At 72.0% G+C, this 23,892-nt stretch carries 18 protein-coding genes; 6 read left to right on the top strand and 12 right to left on the bottom strand.

Annotation, left to right across the window (positions count from 1 at the left end):
- Positions 1-44: 44 nt before the first annotated feature.
- The 9 genes from V1633_RS20805 to ftsY form a co-directional block, all read right to left on the bottom strand.
- Complete coding sequence (locus V1633_RS20805) at positions 45-1,127, bottom strand: amidohydrolase family protein (RefSeq protein WP_331216038.1); 1,083 nt, start codon at positions 1,125-1,127, stop codon at positions 45-47.
- Positions 1,128-1,175: 48 nt separating this feature from the next.
- Positions 1,176-2,720, bottom strand: coding sequence for a signal recognition particle protein (gene ffh, locus V1633_RS20800; protein ID WP_331216037.1), 1,545 nt, complete (start codon positions 2,718-2,720; stop codon positions 1,176-1,178).
- 123 nt (positions 2,721-2,843) lie between these two features.
- Positions 2,844-3,500, bottom strand: coding sequence for a response regulator transcription factor (locus tag V1633_RS20795; RefSeq protein WP_331216210.1), 657 nt, complete (start codon positions 3,498-3,500; stop codon positions 2,844-2,846).
- Between the two features lie 35 nt (positions 3,501-3,535).
- Positions 3,536-4,669: a sensor histidine kinase gene (locus tag V1633_RS20790; RefSeq protein WP_331216036.1), complete on the bottom strand. Its 1,134-nt coding sequence runs from the start codon at positions 4,667-4,669 to the stop codon at positions 3,536-3,538.
- A 167-nt stretch (positions 4,670-4,836) separates the two neighbouring features.
- Positions 4,837-7,164: a [protein-PII] uridylyltransferase gene (locus V1633_RS20785; protein WP_407952074.1), complete on the bottom strand. Its 2,328-nt coding sequence runs from the start codon at positions 7,162-7,164 to the stop codon at positions 4,837-4,839.
- A gap of 226 nt (positions 7,165-7,390) precedes the next feature.
- Positions 7,391-7,729: a P-II family nitrogen regulator gene (locus V1633_RS20780; protein ID WP_331216035.1), complete on the bottom strand. Its 339-nt coding sequence runs from the start codon at positions 7,727-7,729 to the stop codon at positions 7,391-7,393.
- 24 nt (positions 7,730-7,753) lie between these two features.
- A complete protein-coding gene (locus V1633_RS20775) occupies positions 7,754-9,163 on the bottom strand; it encodes an ammonium transporter (protein WP_331216034.1) in 1,410 nt (469 codons plus the stop codon).
- A 229-nt stretch (positions 9,164-9,392) separates the two neighbouring features.
- The gene (locus V1633_RS20770) at positions 9,393-10,223 is read right to left on the bottom strand and encodes an aminoglycoside phosphotransferase family protein (RefSeq protein ID WP_331216033.1); all 831 of its coding nucleotides are present in this window, start codon (positions 10,221-10,223) and stop codon (positions 9,393-9,395) included.
- A gap of 121 nt (positions 10,224-10,344) precedes the next feature.
- Positions 10,345-11,550 carry a signal recognition particle-docking protein FtsY gene (gene ftsY / locus V1633_RS20765; protein WP_331216032.1) on the bottom strand — a complete coding sequence of 402 codons (1,206 nt, stop codon included), beginning with the start codon at positions 11,548-11,550 and terminating at the stop codon, positions 10,345-10,347.
- Positions 11,551-11,810: 260 nt separating this feature from the next.
- On the opposite strand from ftsY, the gene V1633_RS20760 reads away from it, so the two are divergent.
- Entirely contained in the window at positions 11,811-13,544 is a 1,734-nt protein-coding gene (locus V1633_RS20760; protein WP_331216031.1) for an alkaline phosphatase D family protein, read from the top strand.
- Here the strand turns inward: V1633_RS20760 and V1633_RS20755 are convergent.
- Entirely contained in the window at positions 13,534-15,363 is a 1,830-nt protein-coding gene (locus V1633_RS20755; protein ID WP_331216030.1) for an ABC transporter ATP-binding protein, read from the bottom strand. The two genes, V1633_RS20760 and V1633_RS20755, sit on opposite strands and share 11 nt — an antisense overlap.
- Before the next feature lie 79 nt (positions 15,364-15,442).
- Here V1633_RS20755 and V1633_RS20750 point away from each other — a divergent pair, with 79 nt between their 5' ends.
- The gene (locus tag V1633_RS20750; RefSeq protein WP_331216029.1) at positions 15,443-16,030 is read left to right on the top strand and encodes a TetR/AcrR family transcriptional regulator; all 588 of its coding nucleotides are present in this window, start codon (positions 15,443-15,445) and stop codon (positions 16,028-16,030) included.
- On the opposite strand, the gene V1633_RS20745 is transcribed toward V1633_RS20750, so the two are convergent.
- Positions 16,022-20,065 (bottom strand): CHAT domain-containing protein, encoded by a 4,044-nt coding sequence (locus V1633_RS20745; RefSeq protein ID WP_331216028.1) that lies wholly within the window; start codon positions 20,063-20,065, stop codon positions 16,022-16,024. The two genes, V1633_RS20750 and V1633_RS20745, sit on opposite strands and share 9 nt — an antisense overlap.
- A gap of 412 nt (positions 20,066-20,477) precedes the next feature.
- Here V1633_RS20745 and V1633_RS20740 point away from each other — a divergent pair, with 412 nt between their 5' ends.
- The 4 genes from V1633_RS20740 to V1633_RS20725 all read left to right on the top strand — a co-directional run bounded on the left by V1633_RS20740 (position 20,478) and on the right by V1633_RS20725 (position 23,408).
- On the top strand, positions 20,478-21,008 hold the full coding sequence (locus V1633_RS20740; protein WP_331216027.1) for a DinB family protein: 531 nt from the start codon (positions 20,478-20,480) through the stop codon (positions 21,006-21,008).
- Between the two features lie 83 nt (positions 21,009-21,091).
- Complete coding sequence (locus V1633_RS20735) at positions 21,092-21,391, top strand: WXG100 family type VII secretion target (RefSeq protein WP_331216026.1); 300 nt, start codon at positions 21,092-21,094, stop codon at positions 21,389-21,391.
- Positions 21,392-21,461: 70 nt separating this feature from the next.
- Complete coding sequence (locus tag V1633_RS20730) at positions 21,462-23,018, top strand: hypothetical protein (protein ID WP_331216025.1); 1,557 nt, start codon at positions 21,462-21,464, stop codon at positions 23,016-23,018.
- A 9-nt stretch (positions 23,019-23,027) separates the two neighbouring features.
- Positions 23,028-23,408, top strand: coding sequence for a hypothetical protein (locus tag V1633_RS20725; RefSeq protein WP_331216024.1), 381 nt, complete (start codon positions 23,028-23,030; stop codon positions 23,406-23,408).
- 3 nt (positions 23,409-23,411) lie between these two features.
- Here V1633_RS20725 and V1633_RS20720 read toward each other — a convergent pair whose 3' ends face one another.
- A complete protein-coding gene (locus V1633_RS20720; RefSeq protein ID WP_331216023.1) occupies positions 23,412-23,858 on the bottom strand; it encodes a protease inhibitor I42 family protein in 447 nt (148 codons plus the stop codon).
- Between the last annotated feature and the right edge of the window lie 34 nt (positions 23,859-23,892).

Below are 23,892 nucleotides of genomic sequence, written 5' to 3'. Positions count from 1 at the left end.
CCCCGCCCGCGCAGAGGATCAGTCCGGGTGCCGCACGGTGCGGATCAGCGGACCACGCGGCCGCGCAGCACGATCCGCCGGGGTGCCTGGACCACCCGCAGGTCGGCCCGGGGGTCGGCGTCGTAGACCACGAGGTCGGCGAGGCCACCCTCGACCAGTCCGGGGAAGCCGAGCCAGTCCCGGGCCCGCCAGGAGGCGGCGGCCAGCACGTCGACGGTCGACATCCCGGCCCGCTCGTGCAGCAGCAGCATCTCCCGGGCGGCCAGCCCGTGGTCGATGCCGCCACCGGCGTCGGTGCCGACGTAGATCGGCACTCCGGCCTCGTGGGCCGCCCCGACCAGGGCGGGGAAGTTGTCCCGCAGGGCGAGCATGTGGCTGGCGTAGCCGGGGAACTTCTCCCGGGCCTGGTCGGCGATCCCACCGAAGATGGTCTCGATGTTGATCATCGTGGGTACCAGTGCGGTGCCCCGCCGAGCCATCTCGTCGAGCAGGTCGGGACTCAACCCGGTGCCGTGCTCCACCGAGTCGACCCCGGCCCGCACCATCATCGCGACGGCCGACTCGGAGAAGGTGTGCACCGCGGCCCGGGCCCCGGCGGCGTGCGCGGCCTCGACCGCGGCGGCCATGGTCTCCGGGTCCCAGGACGGGGCCAGGTCGCCGACGTTCCGGTCGAGCCAGTCACCGACCAGCTTGACCCAGCCGTTCCCGGCCCGGGCCTGCTCGGCCACCGTGGCCCGGACCTCGGCCGCCTCCACCTCCAGCGCCAGGCCCCGCAGGTAACGCCGGGGCGACGCGATGTGTCGACCGGCCCGGGCCAGCCGGGGCAGTTCCGGCTCGTCCTCCAACTCCGGGTACGGGTACGGCGAGCCGGCGTCCCGGATCGCCAGTACTCCGGCGTCCCGGTCGACGGTGGCCAGCTGGCGGGCCTGGTCCAGTGAGGTGATCGGCACCGCGCCCGGGGCGATGCCCGGGTGGCAGTGCGCGTCGACCAGACCGGGCAGCACGAAGCCCCGGTCGGCGACCGTCTCCGCCCCCGGCACCGGGGTGAAGGTGACCCGGTCGCCGGTCAGCCACAGGTCCCGGACCTCGTCGTCGGGCAGGACGACTCCGCGTACGTGCAGCGCCATGGGCACATTCCTACCGGATCGCGTCCGGTGGATCTCCGCCCGTACCCGTCAACGGTCCTGGTCGTCCCGCTTGGTGAGCTTGTTGAAGTCGAGCTTCGGCAGTTTGAAGCCGGGCGGCAGGCCCTGGCCGCCGGGAAGCGCGTTCGGGTCCAGCCCCGGCGGGAGCTGCGGCATGCCGCCCGGGAAGCCGCCGGCGGGACCGCCGACCCGGGGCCGGCCGCCGCCCTTGGTGCCCTTGCGCTTGTTCTTCGGCGACTTGGTGGCCTTGCGCCGGCCGCCGGGCAGGCCCATCATGCCGCCCATCTGCTTCATCATCTTCTGCGCCTCGGTGAAGCGGTTGAGCAGCTGGTTGACGTCCATCACGGTGACCCCGGAGCCGTTGGCGATCCGGGCCCGCCGGGAACCGTTGATGATCTTCGGGTTGGTCCGCTCGCCCGGGGTCATCGACCGGATGATCGCGGTGACCCGGTCGAAGTGCTTGTCGTCCAGCTCGGCGAGCTGGTCCTTCATCTGTCCCATCCCGGGCATCATCGCCAGCACGTTGGCGATCGGGCCCATCCGCCGTACCGCGATGAGCTGGTCGAGGAAGTCCTCCAGGGTGAACTGCTCGCCGCCCATGAGCTTGGCGGTCATCTTCTCTTTCTGATCGGCGTCGAAGGCCTGCTCGGCCTGCTCGATCAGGGTCAGCACGTCACCCATGCCGAGGATCCGGCTGGCCATCCGGTCCGGGTGGAAGACGTCGAAGTCGGTGAGCTTCTCACCGGTGGAGGCGAAGAGGATCGGCTGGCCGGTGACCTGGCGTACGGAGAGCGCGGCACCACCACGGGCGTCACCGTCGAGCTTGGAGAGGACCACACCGGTGATCCCCACGCCGTCCCGGAACGCCTCCGCGGTCCGGACCGCGTCCTGGCCGACCATCGCGTCGATGACGAAGATGACCTCGTCCGGGTCGACCGCGTCCCGGATGGCGGCGGCCTGCGCCATCATCTCGGCGTCGATGCCGAGCCGGCCGGCGGTGTCGACGATGACGATGTCCCGGGCTGCCCGCCGGGCGTGCTCGATCGAGGCCCTGGCGACCTGGACCGGGTCCCCGACGCCGTTGCCCGGTTCGGGCGCGAAGACCTCCACCCCGGCCCGCCCACCGAGCACCTGGAGCTGGTTGACCGCGTTGGGGCGCTGCAGGTCGGCGGCGACGAGCAGCGGCTGGTGCCCCTGCCCCCTGAGCCAGCCGGCCAGCTTGCCGGCCAGCGTGGTCTTACCGGAACCCTGGAGGCCGGCGAGCATGATCACGGTGGGCGGCTGCTTGGCGAACTGGAGCCGACGGTTCTCGCCGCCGAGTATCGCGACGAGTTCCTCGTGGACGATCTTGATGACCTGCTGGGCCGGGTTCAGCGCCTGGGAGACCTCGGCGCCCCGGGCCCGGTCCTTCACGCTCGTGATGAACGCCTTCACCACCGGCAGGGCGACGTCGGCCTCCAGCAGCGCCAACCGGATCTCCCGGGCGGTGGCGTCGATGTCGGCGTCGGTGAGCCGACCCTTGCCCCGCAGCTTCGTGAAGATCCCGGAAAGGCGGTCACTCAAAGTGTCAAACACGGCGCGGCATCCCGTTTGTCGTATTTATCCGAGCAGGACGTGACCGGCACACGGATGTCCGGCCACCGCAAGGGTAGCCGGCCACCCCGTCCGGCGCGGCCAGCCGCCCGGCCCCCGGCCGGCTCAGAGCTCGACCAGGCCCGACTGGTAGGCGAAGACGACCAACTGGGCCCGGTCCCGGGCGCCCAGCTTGACCATGGCCCGGCTGACATGGGTACGCGCGGTCGCCGGGCTGACCCGCAGCCGCGTCGCGATCTCGTCGTTGCTCAACCCCTCCCCGACCAGGCCGGCGACCTGCCGCTCCCGCTCGGTCAGCGTGGCGAGGCGCGGATGCGGCCGGAGCACCCGGGACGGCCGGGTGGCGAACTCACGAACCACCCGCCGGGTCACCGACGGGGAGAGCAGCGCCTCCCCGCCGGCCACCAACCGGATCGCCCGGAGCAGTTCGGCCGGTTTGGTGTCCTTGATCAGAAAACCGCTCGCGCCGTACCGGAGCGCGTCGAAGACGTACGAGTCGATCTCGAACGTGGTGAGGACGACCACCCGGGTCGCGGCCAGGGCCGGGTCCTCGGCGATCCGCCGGGTCGCCTCGATGCCGTCCACGCCCGGCATCCGGATGTCCATCAGCACCACGTCCGGACGGGTACGCCGGGCCGTGTCCACCGCCGCGAGCCCGTCCGCCGCCTCCCCCACCACCCGCAGGTCCGGCTCGCTCTCCAGCAGGGTGCGCAGCCCCAGCCGGACCAGATCCTGGTCGTCGGCGATCAGCACACCGATCACCGGCCCCACGTCGGCCGTCGGGCCCGCCGACCCGGTCACCGCCGTGGCTCCGCGGGAAGCCGGGCGAAGACCCGGAAACCGCCCTCGGGACGTGACCCGGTCGCGACAGACCCGCCGAGCGCCTCGACCCGCTCCCGCATCCCGGTCAGCCCGTGTCCGACCGCGCCGTCCACCGACCCGCCCCGACCGGTGTCGGTGACCTCCACCGTCACCTCGTCCGGCAGGTAACCGACCCGGACGGTCGCGGTCGCCGCGCCCGCGTGCCGCAGCACGTTGGTCAGCGCCTCCTGCACCACCCGGTACGCCGCCAGGTCGACCGCGACCGGCAGCGGCCGACGCTCGCCGTCGACGGTCAGGGTGACCGGCAGCCCGGTTCGGTGCAGACGCACCGTCAGCGCCTCGACCTGGTCCAGCCCGGGTGCCGGGGTACGTTCGGCGTCGGCGTCCCGGCGGACGACCGACAGCGTCGCCCGCAGCTCGTCCAACGCCTCGCGGCTGGTACGACTGATCGCGGTCAACGCCGCCTCCGCCTGCTCGGGACGCTTCGCCAGCAGGTGCAGGGCGATCTCGGCCTGCATGTTGATCGCGGCGAGTCCGTGCCCGACCACGTCGTGCACCTCCTGGGCGATCCGCAGCCGTTCCTCGTCGGCCAGCCGGCGGGCCTGCTCGACGCGGGTCCGGGTGGCCGACTCCCGGTTGACCCGGATGCTGGCCCCCACCGCGAAGGGTACGACGACCCAGGCCGAGCCGGGTAGCACACCGGACAGCCCCTCCGGTCGTACCCGGGCCACGACGACGTGCAGCAGGAGCAGCACTAGCACCGGTACACAGACGACCAGGGCCCGTCGGATCGGCCGGTGCCGGGCGACGGTGTAGACCGCGACGAAGAACGAGACCAGGATCGGCCCGTACGGGTAGCCGGCCACCAGATAGGCCGAGGTGGCCACGGCACACACCGCCAGTACGGACACCGGCCAGCGACGCCGGACCGCGAGCCCCGCCGCCGCCACCGCCACCAGGGCGTACGCCCCACCGTCGACCGGCGCGGCCTGCGGGAACTCGTCTCCCACCGCCGTCGTGCCGACACCGCCGACAACCAGCAGCCCGACCGCCAGGGCGACGTCGGGCAGCGGGTTCCACAGCCGCTCGGAGCGGTCACCGACCACCATGTGTCCAGAGGATGTCACGGCGGGCACAGGTACACCGAGGGGTCCGTCGTCCCCGCCCGGCTGGGCGACCGTTCCTGTCATGCCGTCGACGGTCCCGGATCCGGGGGTCGACCGGCGTCGGCCGGCGAGCGGCGTGGGAACTACGTCCGGCGACGTAGTTCCCTGAGCTAGCCCGCGGCGGCCAGCACGGCGGCCTCGACCCGGTCCCGCTCGGCCTGGTCCGGCCAGGTGCCGACCAGGTAGAACGCGTCGACCACGTCGCCGCCGAGGGTCGAGATCCGGGCCGCCCGGACCTGGGCGCCCGCCTCGTCGAGGGCGGTGGTGACCCGGTAGAGCAGCCCTCCGGAGTCGGCGGCCCGCAGTTCCAGGACCACCGCGTCGGTGGCGGCGGCCCGGTGCCAGACCACCCGGGGCGGGGAACCGCCGCCCCGGGCGGCGAGGGCCCGACCGCGCAGCCGCTGGGTCACCGAGATGTCGCCGGTGACCGCCCGTCGCAGGTCGGCGGCGAGCGCGACCGGGTCCGGCGGGGTGCCGTACCGGGGCTGGACGAGGAACTCGACCAGGGCACGGTCCTCGACCATCGAGGCGTCGGCGGCCAGCACCTCCAGTCGGTGCAGGGCCAGACAACCGGCGACCGCGGCGAGCAGCCCCTTCCGGTCGGCGGCGGCCACCGCCACCCGGTCCCCCTCCAGGTGTACGGCGGGCAGCGGCCCCGCCACCAGCGTCGGGTCCGGCACCGGCGGGTCGGGGAGCAGACCGCTGTCGAGCCGGGTGTGCACCCGGCGGACCAGTTCGGCGATCAGCCGGGCCTTCCAGTCCGACCAGGCCGCCGGACCGGTGGCGTGCGCGTCGGCCCGGGCCAGTGCGTGCAGCAGGCCCAGCGTGGTGGTGTCCCGCACCGCCTCGGCGACCCCGGTGATGGTCACCGGGTCGCCGATGTCCCGTCGGGTCGCCACCTCGGGCAGCAGCAGGTGCAACCGGACCAGCTTCTCGATCAGCTCCACCTCGACCGGCGGCAGTCCGATCCGAGCCGCGATCCGGGCCGCGATCGGCGCACCGACCACGCTGTGGTCCGCCGAGCCGCCGAGGCCCTCGGGCCGGCCGGGTCGCGCCTCGGCACCGTCCGCGTCGAGTCCCTTGCCGACGTCGTGCAGGAAGGCGCCGAGCAGCAGCAGGTCGGGTCGGTCCACCTCGCGGGCGTACGCGGTCGCCTCGGCGGCGGCCTGCACCAGGTGCCGGTCCAGGGTGTACCGGTGCACCGGGTTGTGCTGGGGCAGGCTGCGCATCCGGGTCCACTCCGGCAGCCAGCCGTCGACCAGGCCGTACCGGTCGCAGGTCTCCCAGGTGGGCACCAGTCCGGGGCCGGCGCCGAGCAGGGTGATCAGCGCGGCGCGGGCCGCCGGTGGCCAGGGGGTCGGCAGCGGCGGGCAGTACGCGGCGAGCCATTCGCAGGTGGCCCTGGCGATCGGCAGTCGGGCGCTGGCCGCGGCGGCGGCGACCCGCAGCGACAGGCTCGGGTCGGGGCGGGCCCCGATGGCGGTCCGGGCGAGCACCAGCTCGCCGTCCTGTTCGACGACGTCCCGGGCGACCGGGCGGCGCAGTGGTCGGCCGGCGGCGTCCCGTCGGCGGCCGGAGCGGAGCCGGTCGGCGGCCCGGAAGGCGTCGTCGAGGGCGTGGCTGATGGTCCGGGCGTCGCCGGCCACCCGGCGTAGCAGCGCGTCCCCGTCGCCGGTGGCGGTGTCGCCGTCGGTCTCACCTCCGCCGGCCGACAGCTGACCTCCGCCGGGCGGCGGCTGCCGGAGCCCGAGCAGGTCGGCGACGGTGGCCCGTTCCTGGGCGAGCAGCCGGTCGACCCGCCGACCCACCGACTGGTGCAGCGCGTCGCGGGTGTCCAGCAGACGTACGTGGGCGGCCCGGACCGCCGGGCGGAGCGCGTCGCTGATCCCGGCGAAGGCGACCGCCCGGAGCAGCCCGACGTCACGCAACCCGCCGGCGGCCTCCTTCAGGTCTCCTTCGAGCAGGAACGCCAGCTCGCCGTGGGCCTGCCAGCGGGCCGTGGTGATCTCCCGCAGCCGGGGCAGCACCCGGACGGCGGTACGCCGCCACTGGTCGGTGGCGGCGGTGACGAGTTGGGTGGCGAGCGCCGGGTCCCCGGCGACATACCGGGCGTCGAGCAGGCCGAGCGCGACCTTCACGTCGTCGTGCGCGACGGAGAGCGCCTCGGGAATCGTCCGCACCGAGTGGTCGAGCCCGAGCCGGGCGTCCCAGATCGGATACCAGAGGGCGGCGGCCAGCTCGTCCATGCCGGGCACCCCGGCGTGCAGCAGGACCAGGTCCAGGTCACCGCAGGGTGCGCACTGCCGCCGGCCGAGGCCGCCGACCGCGACCAGGGCGATGCCCCGGACACCGGAGTGGTCGCCGCCCGCGCCACGGCTGCCGGTCGGGTCTCCGGCGGTGCCGGTGGCGGCCAGTCCCTCGGTCAGCAGCCCGGCCAGCCAGACGTCGAGCGCCGGGGCCCCCGGGGGGGGGGGGGGGGGGGCGCCGCCCCGGCGCGTGGGCGGGGGCGGGGGGGCGGGGGCCCCCCCCCCCCCCCCCCACCCGGGCCGCCCCCCCCCCCGGGGGGGGGGGGGCGCCGGCGCCGATGCCGGCGATGAGCGGAGGCCGGGGGTCGACGTGACCGGTGGCCACCGGCGCGGGTCCCCTGCTCATCAAGTTGATTCCCTAGAGCGCGTCGAGGCCGCGTTCACCGGTACGGACCCGGATGACGTCCTCGACGGCGGTCACCCACACCTTCCCGTCACCGATCTTGCCGGTGCGGGCGGCGGTCACGACCGCGTCGACCACCTTGTCGACGTCGATCTCGTCGGTCAGCACCTCGACCCGGATCTTCGGCAGGAACTCCACGGTGTACTCGGCACCCCGGTACACCTCGGTGTGGCCCTTCTGCCGTCCGTACCCCTGGACCTCGCTGACGGTGAGGCCGGCCACGCCGAGGGCGTGCAGGGCCTCCTTCACCGCGTCCAACTGGTACGGCTTGATGACCGCAGTCACCAGCTTCATGTCCAACCCCTCCATCGGAGAAACTTAACCGGCGACCTTCTCGCTGACCGGAGCGGCCGGCTCCTCGGCCGGCGCGCTGCTGTTCGGGGTACCGATTCCGGCGAGGGCGAAGGCTCCGCCGCCGCCGCTGCCGGAGGCCGTGGAGAGGTCGTAGCCGCTCTCGGCGTGTTCCGCGAGGTCGATGCTGTCAACCTCGGCCTCCTTCGACACCCGGAACCCGATGGTCTTCTCGATGACGAAGGCCAGCACCCAGGCGACGGCGAAGGACCAGACGGTGACGATCAGACCCGCCAGGGCCTGCCGGCCGAGCTGGGTGGCGCCGCCGCCGTAGAAGAGCCCGTCCGAGGCACCGATCACGTCACCGATCGCGCTGTTCACGCTGTTGGTGGCGAAGAGGCCGAGCCAGAGCGAGCCGATCCAGCCGCCGACGAAGTGCACGCCGACCACGTCGAGCGAGTCGTCGTAGCCGAGCTTGTACTTCAGGCTGACCGCGAGCGCGCAGACCGCGCCGGCGATCAGGCCGAGCAGCACCGCCGCCCAGGGGGCGATGAAGCCACAGGCCGGGGTGATCGCGACCAGGCCGGCGACGGCACCGGAGGAGGCACCGACCAGGGTCGGCCGGCCGCCCTTGATCCATTCGAGGAAGATCCAGCCGAGCACCGCGGCGGCGGTGGCGAGCTGGGTGTTGATGAACGCCAGGCCGGCGACCGAGTCGACGGTGAGTTCCGATCCGGCGTTGAAGCCGAACCAGCCGAACCACAGCAGGCCGGCGCCGAGCGCGACCAGCGGGATGTTGTGCGGCTTCATGACCTCCCGGGGCCAACCCAGCCGCTTGCCGAGGACCAGCACCACGCCGAGCGCGGCGGCACCCGCGTTGATGTGCACGGCGGTACCACCGGCGAAGTCCAGCGCCTTGATGTTGCCGTCACCGCCGCCGATCAGTCCGCCGCCCCAGACCATGTGCGCGACCGGGAAGTAGACCAGGGTCGCCCAGCCGAAGGCGAAGAGCAGCCAACCGGCGAACTTGGCGCGGTCGGAGATGGCGCCGCTGATCAGCGCGACGGTGATCACCGCGAAGACCATCTGGAACGCCATGAACACGTAGAGCGGGACACCGATCCCGCTCGGGTTCTCCGCGGTCGCGCCCCAGAGGTCCGTCTCGGCCAGGAAGGTCTTGGTGCCGAGGTACTGCGAGATGTTGCCCCAGAAACCGTTCACGTCCGAACCGAACGCGACGCTGAAACCGTAGAACCACCACAGAACAGAGATGAGCCCGATCGCGGAGAAGCTCATCATCATCATGTTGAGCACGCCCTTGGACCGGTTCAGGCCGCCGTAGAACAGCGCCAGACCGGGCGTCATGAGCAACACGAGAGCCGTCGACACCAGCAGCCATACCGTGTTGCCGGAGTCGATGGTCGGTGCTTCAGGCACGCTGGCCTCCTAAGGTTGGTTACCCTCCTTCCCGGCCCACCGAGGCAGCATCGCCCGTACGCCGGTTGGGCGGAAGCTTCGTGGCTGGCTGTTTCACACGTGGTGCCCACTCGGTTTCTTCCGAGTGACGGGTTGTTTCCAACGTGTGAAGAATCCCGCACTATCGATGGAACGGACAGGGGCATACCAGCCGAATAGCCCACCACTCATGTACGGACAGCGACGCGGATCAGCGGAGCGCGTACTCCAGGGTGTGACGTTCGTAGTCGAGCAGCCGGAGATCCCGCATCGGCCGGCGCAGATGCCCCTTGTGCACGATCCGGACGAACGCCGGGTCACCGGCCGCCGCCATCCGGCGGATCCCCTCCACGTGGTCGACGATCCGCTTCCGGATGGTCCGGACCAGCCGGTGCCGGTCCCGGGGGATCAGCCCGTACGCGTCGGCGAACAGGCGCAGCCGGCGCGGCCGGTTCGGCCGTTTCCAGCCGAGCGTGTAGGAGTCCCGGTCGGAGAAGAGCGGCACCCAGGTCCAGGCCGCGTACGCCACGTCGTAGATCCGGGCGCCGGGCGAGGCCAGGTCGAAGTCGATCAGAGCCAGGGTGCCGTCCGGACGCCAGATCACGTTGTGCGGCGCCGCGTCGTGGTGACAGATCACCTCGGTGTCCGGGGGTGGCGGGCCGAACGAGCGCCACACCGCGCTCGGCGGCGGCTGGAAGCCGTACTGGGCGTCGTGGAACATCCGCAGCATGGTGGCGACCGTCACCAGCGCCTCGTCGGTGACCCAGTGCGGGGCGAGCGGGTACTCGCCGCACTCGCCCTCCAGGTACGACAGCACCTCGCGGTTGCGGGAGTCCATCCCCAGGGCGCGCGGCGACCCGGTGAAGCCGACGTATTCGAGGTGGCGCAGCAGGGCGTGCACCGAGGGCGTCCAGGGCCCGGCGTTACGCCGGACCGTGTCGCCCACCCGCACGACAGTGCTGACGTTCCCGCCGTGCAGCGGGATCTCCTGCGAAGTCACGTACGTCTCTCCCGAGGAGCGGCGCTGGTTCCCACCCACCACGGTCCCGCCTGCGGCGAGGCACGGCAAGTGCACTGACCATGGCCCCGCCCGGGACGGACGGGACCTTCACTGTCCACGATCCGGCCCGGAGGCGGAGCGTGCCAAGCAGAGTCCCCCGAGACTACGCGTCGACGCCAAGCGGCTCGGTGCCGAGGAGCGCGTCGACGAACTGCGTCGGATCGAAGGGGGCGAGATCGTCCGGACCCTCGCCGAGGCCGACCAGCTTGACCGGAATGCCGAGCTTGCGCTGCACGGCGATCACGATGCCGCCCTTGGCGGTGCCGTCGAGCTTGGTCAGCACCACGCCGGTGACGTCCACCACCTCGGTGAAGACCCGGGCCTGCTCAAGGCCGTTCTGCCCGGTGGTGGCGTCCAGCACCAGCAGCGTCTCGTCCACCGGCCCGTGCCGGGAGACCACGCGCTTGATCTTGCCCAGCTCGTCCATCAGGCCGACCTTGTTCTGCAGTCGGCCGGCGGTGTCGATCAGCACGGTGTCCACCGACGCCTCGATGCCGCGCTGGACCGCGTCGAAGGCGACACTCGCCGGGTCGGCCCCCTCCGGGCCCCGGACCACCTCGGCACCGACCCGACCCGCCCAGGTGGTGAGCTGCTCGGCGGCGGCGGCCCGGAACGTGTCGGCGGCGCCCAGCAGCACGGTACGGCCGTCCGCGATCAGCACCCGGGCGACCTTGCCGCAGGTGGTGGTCTTGCCGGCGCCGTTCACCCCGACGACCAGCAGCACCGCCGGGGTGCCGCCGTCCCGGGTCGACCGCAGGCTCCGGTCCAGGTTCGGGTCGAGCACGGTGACCAGCTCGTCGGCGAGCAGGGTACGGAGCTCGGTGGCGGTCCGGGTGCCGAGCACCGCGACCCGCTCCCGCAGCCGGTCCACGATCTCCCGGGTCGCCTCCACCCCGACGTCGGCGCCGATCAGGCTGTCCTCGATCTCCTCCCAGACCTCCTCGTCGAGGTGGTCCCGGGCGAGCAGGCTCAGCAGGCCCTTGCCGAAGACGTTCTGCGAACGGGACAACCGGGCCCGCAACCGGATCATCCGCCCCGCGGTCGGTTCCGGGCGCTCGCGCACCGGCGGGGCCGGCAGCACCTCGACCGGCGGGACCGGGGGTGCCTCGACCGGGGGCGCGTGCGCCTCGGCCGGCGGCGCCGCCGTCTCGCTCGGCGGTACGGGCGGCACCGGCGGCGCCGGCGGGATCGGCGGCAGCGGCGGAGCCGCCCGGCGGCCACGCCGGGTCACCACCGCGCCGACCGTCAGGCCCACCGCGAGGATCACCAGTACGGCGATCACGATCGACATGACGAGGAGGTTGTCCATACGGCCGATCCTGTCAGATCCGGTCCGGCACCGAGCGTCCGGGCGCGGTCGCCGCACCCGTCCGGGGCCGATCCGCCGCCGGTAGGCTGACCGGGGATGCCGTGGTGGCGCCCCGGCCGGAAGCACCGGTGCCGACCCGCCGGGCGACCCGGGCCGGAAACGCCGGTGGCGATGAGGATCACCAGACGAACACCGGTAGCGCCCAACCGGACCGGGTAGGAGGATGCGTCCACCACCCCTCATCCGCTCGGAGGTCGTTGATGTCCAGCCCCCGGCCCGCCCCTCGGTTGTTGATCGGCCCGGTGCTGCGCCGGGTGGTCGGCACCCGGGCCACCGTCTGGGTGGAGACGAGCGCACCGACCGTGGTCCGGGTCAGCACGCCGGACGGGGCAACCGGTGAGGCGACCACCTTCTCGGCCTTCGACCACCACTACGCGATGGTGGTGGTGGAGGGGCTGCGACCCGGCACGACCGCGACGTACCAGGTCTTCCTCGACGAGGAGCAGGTCTGGCCGGAGCCGGAGTCACACTTTCCGCCGAGCGTGATCCGTACCCGTGGCGAGGACGACCCGTCGGTGCGGCTGGTCTTCGGTTCCTGCCGGGAGACCACCCAGCATGCCACCGCGCGCCGCCTGCCGCCGGACGCGCTCGACGCGTACGCCCGGCGGATGATGGCCGCGCCCGACCCGGGCGACTGGCCCGACCTGCTGGTGCTGCTCGGCGACCAGGTGTACGCGGACCAGACCTCGCCGACGGTCCGCAAGCTGCTGCGGCGGCGGCGCAACCGGAGCGCGGACGCCCCGGCCGACCAGGTGGTCAGCTTCGACGAGTACACGAAGCTGTACCTGGAGTCGTGGCGGGACCCGGAGATCCGGTGGCTGCTCTCCACGGTGCCGAGCGTGATGATCTTCGACGATCACGAGATCATCGACGACTGGAACACCTCCGCGCCGTGGCGGGTCGAGGTGCACCGCCAGCCCTGGTGGTCGGAGCGGATCGCCAGTGGGCTGGCGTCGTACTGGGTCTACCAGCACCTCGGCAACCTGGAGCCGGAGGAGATCACCACCGACCCGGTCTACGCCAAGGTGGTCGCGGCCGGGGACGCCACCGAGGTGCTGCGCGCCTTCGGCGAACAGGTCGACGCCGAGGCCGTCGGCTACGACGCCGCGCTCGGCCGGGGCGAGCCGCCGGACGACGCCGCGCAGGCCGGGCGCTACCAGTGGAGCTACTCGCTGGACGTCGGCCGGACCCGGCTGGTGGTGCTGGACAACCGGGGCAGCCGGGTGCTGGACCGGGTACACCGCGCGATGCTGCCGCCCGCCGAGTGGGCCTGGTTCACCAACCAGGTGCAGGGCGAGTACGACCACCTGGTGATCGGCTCGTCGCTGCCCTGGCTGCTCCCGCCCGGCATCCACCACCTGGAGTCGTGGAACGAGCGGCTCGCCGACTCGACCCGGCCCCGGGTCGCCGCCCTGTCGGAACGACTGCGTCGGGCGCTCGACCTGGAGCACTGGGCCGCGTTCCGCCGCTCCTTCGACGCGCTCGCCATGGTCTTCGCCCGGCTCGGGGCAGGCGAACCGGGCCGACCCGGCGACCGGGTCGGCACCGGTCCGGCGTACCCGCCGCCGGCCTCGATCAGCGTGCTCTCCGGGGACGTGCACCACTCGTACGTCGCCCGGGCCCGGTTCCCCGGCGGACTGGCCACCCCGGTGCACCAGTTGACCTGTTCACCGATCCACAACCAGATACCGGCACCGATGCGTCCCCTGCTGCGGATCGGCTGGTGGCGGGGTCCGTCGGTGGCGGCCCGGGCACTGGCCCGCACCGCCGGCGTACGTCGTCCGCCGGTGCGGTGGCGCAAGCTCGACGGGCCGTACTTCGGCAACGCGGTGAGCACCCTGTGTCACGAGAACCGGACTGCGGAGGTGACCATCGAGGGGACCCGGTCGGACGGCACCCTGCACACCGTCGCCCGGCGTACCCTCACCCGCTGACCGCGCCCGCCGCCACCGGCTCGGGACTTCCGACGGTGGGGCCGGACTCGGCGGCGATCCGCAGCGCCTCGACGAGCCGCCGGTAGAGCTCGTCGCCGGCGAGCAGCTCGGCGTGGCTGCCCCGGGCCCGGATCCGACCGGCCTCCATCACCACGATGGTGTCCGCGTCGATCACCGTGGAGAGCCGGTGCGCGACGGTGACCACCGCCGCCTCGGCGGCCCGGGCCTGGACGGCGTCGTGGATCGCGACCTCGGTGAGCGCGTCGATCTGTGCCGTCGCCTCGTCGAGCAGCAGCAGGTCCGGGGTACGCAGGATGGCCCGGGCCACCGCGATCCGCTGCCGCTCGCCGCCGGAGACCGAGGACGAGGTCAGCGGGGTGTCCAGCCCCTCGGGCAACGCGTTGATCTTTTCGGTGAGCCGGACCTGCGCCAGCACCGCCCGCAACTCCTCCTCGCTGGCGTCGGGGTGGGTGAAGAGCAGGTTCTCCCGGATGGTGCCGGGCACGACCGGGCTCTCCTGTTCGACGTACGCCAGGCGCTGCCGGACCTCGGCGTACCGGTGCTCCCGGTACGGGCGGCCGTCGAGGAGCAGTTCCCCCTGCTGCGGTTCGAGGAAGCGCAGGATCAGCGAGAACAGGGTGGTCTTGCCGGCCCCCGAGGGCCCGACGATCGCGGTGTGGCCGCGTCTCGGGATGGTCAGGTTGATGTCCCGCACGGCCGGTGCGGTGTCCGGGCCGTACGCGGCGGAGACCCCGCGCAGTTCGAGCAGCGGCCCGTCGTCCGTCCTCGGCGCACCGGTGGCCGGCAACGTCCACGGGATGTCCGCCTCCGGCTCCTCCATCTCGATCGCATCCACCTGGCGGATCCGGGCGGCCGCCGCGATTCCCGACTGCAGGGCGGTGACGTTCTGGCTGACCTCGGTGATCGGGCCCATCAGGCCGAACGCGTAGAGCAGGAAGGCGATAAGGCTGGAGACCTCCAGGTGGCCGGCGTTGACCCGCCAGGCACCGATACCGAGGATCAGGATGATGGCGAGGTTGATGCCGGACCAGACGATGGTCCAGGCCAGCGCCTCGCGCCGGGCGGACCGGACGCTGAACGTCGCCACCTGCCGCGCCTCGGTCAGGATCCGCTCGGACTGCCGGTGCTCGGCGCGGCTCACCTTCACCGTGCGGATCGCCCGCAGCCCGCCCTCCAGCACCCCGCCGAGCCGGCCGAGGTGTTCCTGGGCCCGTTCCTGCGCCTTGGCGATCGCCGGCATCAGTACGCCGAACAGCACGGCGACCACGACGACCGCGCCGACGGTGGTGGCCAGCAGCACCAGGTCGAGCACCGCCATCAGGACCAGCGTGCCGATCATCATCACCGTGCCGTTGATCAGGCCGATGATGCTCGCCGAGGTGGCCTGGTGCAGCAGTACGGTGTCCGAGGTGACCCGGGCGACGAGTTCGCCGGTCGGCCGGCGGGTCACCTCCGGCACGGTGGCCCGGAACAGCCGTCGGACGATCGACTCCCGGGCGTCGAGCACGATCCGCTCGCCGAGGGTGCCGAGCAGGATCCACTGCCACAGCCAGATCACACTGCCGACGACCAGCAGTACGGCCAGCGCGGTGACCGGCCCGTGCAGCGATCCTGAACCGTTGAGCGAGTCGAGCACCCACTTGGTGACCATCGGCGAGGCCAGGCCCATCGCCGAACCGATCAGGGCCAGGGTCAGGCCCAGCACCAGCTTGCCGGTGTGTGGTCGGGCGAACGACCAGAGGATTCTGAGCCGCGCCCAGGAAAGTTGATCATTGCCGGTCTCTTCCGCTACAGCCATGTCCATTAGTGGAGCACACCTGTTCCACTAGAGGCAATCGATATTCCATAAGGAATGCCTGCTGTCTAGACTCGCCGTCATGGCCGACCGTGTGGGTGCCGACGTCGAGAGCCGGGCCCGCGCCCGTACCCGACGGGCGATCCTCGACGCCGCCGTCACGGTGCTCTCCCAGAACCCGGCCGCCTCCCTCGGCGACGTGGCGGACGCGGCCGGGGTCGGCCGGACCACCCTGCACCGGTACTTCGCCGAACGGGCCGACCTGCTCACCGCGCTCGGTGAGGACGTACTCGCCCGGATCGACGCCGCCACCGTCCGGGCCCGGCCCGACGACGGTCCCGCCCCGGACGCCCTGGACCGGATCTGCCAGGAGTACTTCGAGCTCGGCGACGTCCTGATGTGCGTCTTCAGCCAGCCGGAACTGGTGAACACCAATGCCTGGGAGGAGTGCAGCGAGTCCGACAAGGCACTGTTCCGCCTCGTCGAACGCGGCCACGCCGAGGGCACCCTCGACCCCGCTCTCGACCAGCAGTGGGTGCTGCAGGCCCTCTGGGCGCTGCTCTACGCCGCCTGGCAACACACCCGGGAGAGCGGCGTCTCCAAGCACCGCGCCCTCGACCTCTGCCTGCGCAGCCTCCGCAAGGTCGTCACCGCCCCGCCGTCAGCCTGACGTCCCGGCTGGGCCTCCGTCCGGCCCGGCCGCCTGGGTCGAACCGCCGTCCGGCAGGGCTGACTCCTCGGGTGAGCCTTCGTCCAGTGCGGTCAGGATCGCCCGGACGATCGCGCTGTCGATCTGGTCCAGGCCGTCCAGCAGCGGACCCTCGTCGCGCTCCCCCGCGACGATCCGGCGTACGACGGCAGCCAGCGCCAGCCAGTCCTGTGTACCGGCCAGGTTGTCGAGGAAGGGACGGAGTTCCGCGTCAGCCGCCTCATCACCCCGTGCCGCCGCCACCACGACCGAGATCGTCGGCGCCCAGCGTGCCAGCAGCAGTGCGATCGGATCTTCGACCGGTTGCCGACGGACAGCCCCGACCACCTCGACGAACAGCCCGTTCCGCCGCTCCGGCTCGGGTACGAGTGCGGCGATCACCTCACCGAACCGGACCCCGGGAACGCCTTCCACCCGTTCGGTCAACTCCGTCAGATCCCCCGGCAGCGTCACCTCGCCATACTCGACAAGCTCCCGGGCAAGCCACTCGACGCTGTCCTGATAGGCGGCGGACCGACCGCTGGCCCTCTCAAACAGCGCAGCGGCGAACCGATGCGCCACCACGTCGGCCGGTGACTGTCCGGCCGCTCGGCTGAGATAGTTGGCCAGGTTGTAGTGGCTGACCGCCAGGTGTTCCGGCTCCGAACGCCGGTAGAGCAGGCGAAGCGCGGCCTGAGCGTTCGCCACCGCTTCGCCATGACGACCACGTTTGTCCTCGAGGTCAGCCCGGGCTGACGCCACCTTGCCCAGCTCGTAGATGTCATCGGTCGCCTCGAACACGGCACTGCAGCGCAGCAACAACTGCTCGGCCTCGGCCAACCGGCCGAGCCGTAACAGGGGAAGATATCTGTTGAAGGCCATCCGGGCCAGGTGATGCGGGTCCGCACCTCGGGCCTGCATGCTCTTCACCTGTCGCTCGAGGAGATGCAGCGCCCGTTCCCACTCCGCCAGTTCACAGGCGGCCCGGAACGCGACGGCCAGAGTCGCCTCCCTGACGTTGTACGGGATGACCCGCTCGGTCTGGTCCGGTTCGGCGGGCAGGGTGTCGAGCCGGGCGAGTAGAACCTCGGCCTGCTCGAGCACCTCCTGATAGCGGCCCGACAAGCCGAGCAGTTGTAGTCGCTGTCCCTCCCGGGCTACCTGCGTCCAGGGCCCGAGCCCGGCACTCCGGGTCAGCTCCGCCGCTTCGGCAACCACGGTCAGGGCCTCGGGGAGATCACCGGTGTTTCGCAGCAGGTTGGCCAGGTCACTGGCAGACGTCGCGGCTGTCGCGGTGTCTCCGGCAGCTCGGGCCGCATCTACCACGTTGCGGAGCCGGACCCGCGCGGCCGGAGGATCGACCAAAGCCAGCATGTTGCCATATATCCCCTCGTTCACCAGCCTCCGCGCAGGATCGGTCTCCCCCTCCAAGATTTCCTGCAGATAGCCGAGAAGTCGTCGGGTGGTGGCCGGCGACTTGTCCCGCGCGCCGGCATGCTCGACCATCCGTCCAGCATCCGACCAGCGCCCCAGCCGCAGCAGATAAGGCGCGGCGGCAAGCCCGGCCCACACCACGAGGAAGGTGGCCGGCTCACCTCGGCCCTCCCGCCTGATGGCGTGCCGCCAAAAACCGCTCCAGTGATCGGCAAGCAGGTCGTCCACGGTCACCCGCAGCTCCCCGTTGGTGCCGGCGCGGATTGCCTCGGCCACCCCGGGATGCAGCCGAAATCTGACCGGCTGCTCCGGACTGCCCGTCCGTTCCGGGTCGCCGGGTTCCGCCGACACGATGGCGGCTTCCGTCAGCGGCTCCACCGCCTCGTCGAGGGATTCCGCCTCGCCGCCGTGGCGCCACTCCCAGAGGCTCGACCAGACCGACTGGACGACGTGCGACCAGCGATCGTCGTCCTCCATCAGGGCCAGCAGTTCCGCCAATGTACGGGCCGGTGCCGGCAGGTCGGCGAGCACGGACCGGGTCCAGGCGCCGAGCAGGTCCACGTACTCCGCGCCGTCCAGGGCGCTGGTGCCGGTGCTGAAGAAGGCGGACGTCGGGGTGTCCCGGCCGGCGGCCTCGGTGGCGGCGAGCCGCGCCTCCAGGTCCGCCGGGTCGGCTGCCGCCGCGTCGGCGAGTTCGAGCAGCTTCGGGTGTCCCTGCATCACATCGAGCACCCGGCGGGCCAGGTCCCGGTCCGCCGCCACCTCGGCGGCCGACCGGTCCGGAACCGGCTCCTCGTGCAGCAGTTGGCCGAGGTGTGGCAACTCCCGGGCCAGCAACACCGACTCGGCCAGGGTGAGCGCGTGGGTCGGCAGGGTCAGCAGGCGATCGGCACCATCGAGGCCGGCCGGCACGACCCGACTGGTGAGCACCACCCGGGACAACCCGCCGTGCCCGAGCAACGTCTCGACCAGCAGTGCCCAGTTCGGGTCCCGCCAGGTCCTGGCCTCGGAGAGCAGGGTCTCCAGGTTGTCCAGCACCAGCAGCAGGGCGTTGTCCCGCAGCAGCGTCCGCAGCCCGGGCAGATACCTGCGCAGCTCGGTCTCGCTGCCGACCGCGTGCACCATCGGGATGCCCAACTGGCTCTCGACGGCGTACGCGAGACTGCTCAGCGCCTGGCTGAACTCGTCCGGCTGGCTGGGTGCCTGCCACCAGGCCAGCCGCTGGAACCGGTCCCGGTGCTGGTAGGCCAACTCCAGCGCACACGAGGTCTTGCCGGCCCCGGCCATGCCGAGGAAGAGCACAGCGGTACGGCCGCTGCGCGGAGCAAGCGCACCGCTGGCCGCGATCAGCGCGGGCGTACGACCGACGAACCGTTCCGGCTCGTCCGGGAACCCCGCCATCCGTTCGGCGTACGGGTCGAGCGTCACCTCGCCGGACGGCGGTGCCACCCGCAGGCCGGCCGCCGTGGCACCGAACAGGGCCGGAATACCGATCGAGAGCGGCGGGCGTACGACGGAAGGGGTTTCTCCGGCGGCCTTCGGTATCGCGATCGCCGTCGCCCGGTCCACCGGTTGCCCGGCGTCGAGCAGCCGGGGGTACAGCTCCCGGGTCAACTCCACCGCGAACGTGTCGGCGACCGGGTAGCGCATCGCCAGCACCGCGGCGCCGAGTTGCTCGACCAGTCCTCGGGCCAGCCCGACCGCCACGGTCTGCTCCCGCCCGTTCCCGGCGGCCTCCCCCGCCTCCTCCACCTGGTCGGCGGCGTCGTCGAGGTTAAGTACGCGCAGCGTGCTCGCCGCCACGTCCGCCCCCGAACTGCACGCCGAGAGTACGGCCAGCTTCAACCGTTCCCGGGCCGGCCGGAGCAGTTCCACCAGCTCGGCGGTGCTGATCTCGTCCGGGGTGCCGTCCGCCTTCTCCAGCGCGAGTGTGCCGAGCGCGCCGTGTCCGGAGACGTGCAGGATGTCCCAGCCCGGATAGTCCTCCACGGTCTTGGCGAGCCGTTCCCGGGTGACGCCGTACTGGAGCACCCGCAGTTCGATCGCCTTGCGGGAACTGCTGGCGATCTCCCGGACGGTACGCGCGAGTTCGTAGCGTTCGCGGCGCAGGGCGAGTACCGAGGACCGGCTCGGCAGTGAGAAGAGCGCGAGGATCCGCAGTGACTCCCCGACCGGCTGCTTGCCCGTCGGCGCCGTGGCCTCGCCGCCGGGCAGTTCGAAGACCAGGCTGACGCCGCGCCGGGCCAGTGGACGGCTCTGCACCTCGGCCAGTTCCAGCGGTCGGGTCAGCAGGAAGTCCGCCTCGGGCGGCACCACGACCCGGACCGTTCCGGTCAGCAGTCGCCCGAGTCCGGCGCCGATCACCTGCTCGCCGATCCATCGGCCGATCCGGGAGACGATCGCCGTCTCGCTGCCGATCCGGTCGTCCGGCAGCCGGTTGCGGCGCAGGTAACCGGCCAGGTCGGTGAAGGCGTCGTACTCCGTGCACTGTGGATCAAGTTTGACCTGGTGGTCGGCGAGCGCCCGACCGGTGGCGGAGTCGACCAGTAGCCAGCGCCACCGGGTCGGTCCGGCGACATCCATCGCGCGCAGCGTCAGCGACACCCCGACCAGCCCCTCCCGGGATCGGTGGATCAGCGCATTGCCGTCCTAGCATTCCGCACCCCGGGGATACCCGACGGGACTGGCGAGCGCCGTATCCCGTCGGGTATCCGACTGGACGTCGATCAGGGTCAGAAGTCGAACCCGCCGTCCTCGGCACCGGCCAGGAGGCCGTCCCACTCGACCCGGGGTGGGTAGCAAGGCGTCCCACTCGATTCGGGAGGTAGACGATCACCGCACGGCCCCGGCCCCCGCTGTGCGGGACCGCCCCCGTCCGCGGGGCCCACCCAGTGGACCACCACAAACCGGTTGCTCCGCCCGTAACCCACCTGCCAGGAGGTCGGCAGCCGAGGTTCGGTGGCGGCCTGTCCCGGACAACCGCCATCATGGCCGGATGACCTGGACCGCACCCACCATCACCCGCGTCAACGAACCGTACGTCGGCGACGAGCGCACCATGCTCGACGGCTGGCTCGACTTCCACCGGCAGACACTGCTGCTCAAGTGCGCCGGCCTGACCGCCGAACAGTTGAAGACCGCCAGCGTCGAGCCTTCCAACCTGACCCTGCTCGGCCTCGTCCGGCACATGGCGAACGTGGAACGCTGGTGGTTCCGGATCCGCTTCGCCGGCGAGCAGGTGGAGGGCCTCTACTGCACCGACAGCAACCCGGACGGCGACCTCGACGACGTGGCGGGGGCCGACGCGGAGGCGGACTTCGCGGTGTTCGAAGCCGAGGTCGAGGCGTGCCGGCGTACGGCGTCCGGGCGCGACCTCGACGAGACCTTCCTCCGCCAGCGACGCGACGGCAGCAGCGACGAGATGAGCCTGCGTTGGGTCTACGTCCACATGATCGAGGAGTACGCCCGGCACAACGGCCACGCCGACCTGATCCGGGAACGCATCGACGGCGTCACCGGCGACTGAGTGCCTCATCCCGCCAACCTGTGCGGGCCCCGAGGAAGTGACTCCGGGCGATATCGTGCTGGGCGGACGAGGGGAGGCGACCGATGGTCCGGGTGGACACGGCCGCGTTACGCGCGGCAGCCAAGCGACTACGGGACGAGGCGGCGGGCGGCGTCGACGAAGCGATCCGGTCCACCCAGGCCACCGACAGCGGCGGCCTGCTCGGCTTCGACCAGTACGGCAGTTTCGACGGCTACCAGGCCGTCTCCCGGGCCTGGCGCGCCGAACTGGGCGGCTTCGCCGAGGCCCTCCGACAGCTCGCCGACGCGATGGAGAAGGCGGCGGACAACTACGACCGGTCCGACCAGAACGCCGCCGACCGGTTCGGCGGAGGCCCGCGATGACGGGACGGCGGGCGGCGGCCACTCCGCCCGGACTGCCCGCCACCGAAGCGACCCGGGACGGAGCACCGGCATGAGCGACGACACCCCACTGCCCCGGTTGAAGCAGCTCCAGGGCGACATCGCCGACCAGAACGGCATGTGGAACGCGGGCGCCCTGCACTATTCGCTGCGCAACGCGATCCAGGTGCCGGGGCCGAGCGGCTTTCCGTCCAGTCTGGAGTCGCTCGCCGGCGACTACAGCCGAGCCGAAAAGGGCGTGGACGCGGCTCTGATGGCGGTCGGCGAGATCCGGCGACAGCGGCTGCCTACGGTCTGGGCGGGCGAGACCCAGGTGGCGGCGGCTGACGCACTCGCTGCCGTGGAACGCGGGCTGGAGCGCGGCATCGGGGTGCTCGGCCGGATCGCCAAGGAGCTGCGCGGGCTGGCCGACGCGGTGGAGGCCGCGCAGAAGCGCGACGGTGACGGGATACCGCCGCTGCAGGAGGCGTACGGGCTGACCGAGGAGATCACGGCCGGCCCGTTCATCGACCCGGTGCACTACGACGGCGACAAGATGCACCGGGCGCACCAGCTCGGCATCGGCGGGATCGGTGACCGGGTCGGCGCGCACAGCACGCTGGCCGAGACGTCCCGAGAGGTCAGCAGCACCTTCCACGACCTCGCCTCGCAGGCCCGGTTGCAGCGGCTGGCCAACTCGCCGCTCTCCGCCCTGGACGAACTGCTGCTCACCGACGCCGGCAGCACCGGCGACGGAATGGACTCGGCGATCCTCTCCGCCTCGATGGCCGACCGGGCGGCCGATCATCTGAGCGGGATGAGCGAGGCGGACCAAGCCCGGATGAAACAGCTGCTGGCCGGGGCGGACAGCCCGGAACACCGGGCGTACCTGATGCGGGCGCTGGCTGCCGGGCACGACATCAACAAGATCACCGAGTTCAACCGGCTGATCGGCCCGTACGGCAACGACCCGGCCTGGCTCGCCGCACATCTGAACCCGCTCGACGCGGGCGGGCAGTCGCCAACCGGACAGCGGCAGGCCACCACGTTCGACGGCACAAAGTGGACGCAGGGGAACTACCCGACCTGTGTGGCGGCGTCCACCGTCACGGCCCGGGCCCAGGTCGACCCGCTCTACGCACTGCAACTGACCACCGGCGGCCATCCGGGCGACCCGGCGTACGACAACGGCGACTCCTTCGCCCAGCGGCTCCGGGACGAACAGGCCCGGGTCTACGACGACGAACGCCCCTGGTATCAGGAGCTGCCGGTGATTGACAAAGGTGGGATGACCGACCGCCAGTCGGCCACCATCGCCGACGAGGAGATCGGCGCCCACACCGGCGCGGACTACGAGAACCGGGGCGTCGACAGCGCGGACGAGCGGCGCGCGGTACTTCCCGAAATCGAACGTGCGGTGGACGAGGGGCACGCGGTGCCGTTCTCCAGCCGGGACGACAGTGGTGGACACCAGATGCTGATCATCGGCCACGAGGGTGACCGGTTGCAGGTCTACAACCCGTGGGGCTACACCGTCTGGGTCAACGAGGACGACTTCGTCAACGGCCGTCTCGACTCGTTCGACAAGAACGTGCCGAACGAGCTCACCAGCGTCCGACTGCCGAAGTGAGGGGGCGGGATGACCGACCCGAGGACCGACCACGAACTGCGGACGATCGACGTACCGGCGGAGCTGGCTGTCGCGCTCCGGGCGGGACGGGCGCCCGCCGGGGAGGTGACGGTGGCGGCGGCACTGGTGGCCGAACGGCTGGACATCCGTCCCCGATCGCTGACCTTCCTGGCCGAGGTGGTCCGGCGGGGTGGGCTCGGCTACGCCGTCACGCTGCCGGAGCCACTGCCGACGCCGGAACAGGCCGCGCTCGCCTCCATCTGGCTCACTGCGGCGGCCCCGGTCGAGGATCACGAACCGACCCACGACGAGACGGTGGCCCGATGGCTGGAGAACGTCGCCCTGGTGCTGGCCGCCCGCCGACAGGCGGGAGCGGGCAGGCCGGGGTGAGCCTCAGGAGACCGTCACCGTCCAGGTGAGCGTCTCCGACAGCGCCCTGGTGTCCGCGTCCCAGCAGCCCTGGAAGCAGTTGGCCAGCGTGATCGTCACCTGTCCGGCCCGTTCCGCGTCGAACCGGAAGTAGTGCTGGCCGGCCCCGCCCCCATTCAGCGACCCGAAAAGCCGGTCGCCGAGGCTGTCCGGAATCAACTCGTCACCGACCAGCGTCACCACGTCGCCGGGCTCGACCGTGGCCGACCAACTGTCCCCCACCGACGGTCCACGGTCCGGCACCTTCAACGAGAACCGGTCGCCGACTTCCACGGTGGAGGACGCCGACGAGCGGTCAAGGACCGTTCCGTAGACCACCTGCCGCCGGATCAGCAGTCCACCCACCACGGCGGCGACACCCAGCACCGCCACCACGACAACGATGGTCACCACACGCCTGACGGGGGTCACGGCCGACCACGATACCGTCGGGGCGCCACATGCG

It is taken from the genome of Plantactinospora sonchi (genome assembly GCF_036422035.1).
GTDB classification, from domain to species: Bacteria; Actinomycetota; Actinomycetes; order Mycobacteriales; family Micromonosporaceae; genus Plantactinospora; species Plantactinospora sonchi.
This window is presented reverse-complemented; position numbering and strand designations above follow the sequence as displayed.

Excerpts from the sequence above, each read along its gene's own strand:
- V1633_RS20735 (WP_331216026.1), top strand. The coding sequence starts at position 21,092 with ATGGTCCGGGTGGACACGGCCGCGTTACGCGCGGCAGCCAAGCGACTA.
- ftsY (WP_331216032.1), bottom strand. The coding sequence starts at position 11,550 with ATGGACAACCTCCTCGTCATGTCGATCGTGATCGCCGTACTGGTGATC.
- V1633_RS20745 (WP_331216028.1), bottom strand. The coding sequence starts at position 20,065 with ATGGATGTCGCCGGACCGACCCGGTGGCGCTGGCTACTGGTCGACTCC.
- V1633_RS20740 (WP_331216027.1), top strand. The coding sequence starts at position 20,478 with ATGACCTGGACCGCACCCACCATCACCCGCGTCAACGAACCGTACGTC.
- V1633_RS20780 (WP_331216035.1), bottom strand. The coding sequence starts at position 7,729 with ATGAAGCTGGTGACTGCGGTCATCAAGCCGTACCAGTTGGACGCGGTG.
- V1633_RS20805 (WP_331216038.1), bottom strand. The coding sequence starts at position 1,127 with ATGGCGCTGCACGTACGCGGAGTCGTCCTGCCCGACGACGAGGTCCGG.
- V1633_RS20750 (WP_331216029.1), top strand. The coding sequence starts at position 15,443 with ATGGCCGACCGTGTGGGTGCCGACGTCGAGAGCCGGGCCCGCGCCCGT.
- V1633_RS20725 (WP_331216024.1), top strand. The coding sequence starts at position 23,028 with ATGACCGACCCGAGGACCGACCACGAACTGCGGACGATCGACGTACCG.
- V1633_RS20760 (WP_331216031.1), top strand. The coding sequence starts at position 11,811 with ATGTCCAGCCCCCGGCCCGCCCCTCGGTTGTTGATCGGCCCGGTGCTG.
- V1633_RS20755 (WP_331216030.1), bottom strand. The coding sequence starts at position 15,363 with ATGGCTGTAGCGGAAGAGACCGGCAATGATCAACTTTCCTGGGCGCGG.
- V1633_RS20790 (WP_331216036.1), bottom strand. The coding sequence starts at position 4,669 with ATGGTGGTCGGTGACCGCTCCGAGCGGCTGTGGAACCCGCTGCCCGAC.
- V1633_RS20730 (WP_331216025.1), top strand. The coding sequence starts at position 21,462 with ATGAGCGACGACACCCCACTGCCCCGGTTGAAGCAGCTCCAGGGCGAC.